We start from the raw sequence: 288 nt of genomic DNA, 5'->3' as shown, positions 1-288 counted from the left end.
AGGTGATTTAGAGGGAGAGCTTGCTCTTCAGCGCGAAGAAGCCAAGAAAAGCGTCGATACCAAAAGGGAAAACCTCGCAAAACAAGGCATCAATCTTGATGCGCTCTATGCACAATACGTTGCCTGGGCGACTGAAGTCGAGAGACGTGGAACGGTTATCGAACAGAAGTACGATGGCGAGCGGGTAGCGATCGCCGGATATCTGTTGCCCCTGGATTTCGACCCGGCCGGTATGACCGAGTTCCTACTGGTCCCCTATTTCGGTGCGTGCATCCATGAGCCACCCCC

General features: G+C 54.2%; 1 protein-coding gene. It reads left to right on the top strand.

Annotated elements, in window-relative coordinates; all coding sequences use genetic code 11:
- On the top strand, positions 1-288 hold a 288-nt coding region (locus SB754_RS19820; RefSeq protein ID WP_410784098.1), incomplete at both ends, for a DUF3299 domain-containing protein.

Source organism: Leifsonia sp. SIMBA_070 (assembly GCF_046534635.1).
In the GTDB taxonomy this organism is placed as follows: domain Bacteria; phylum Actinomycetota; class Actinomycetes; order Actinomycetales; family Microbacteriaceae; genus Leifsonia.
Note: the sequence above shows the minus strand (reverse complement) of the source record. Positions and strands in the feature narration are given on the sequence as shown.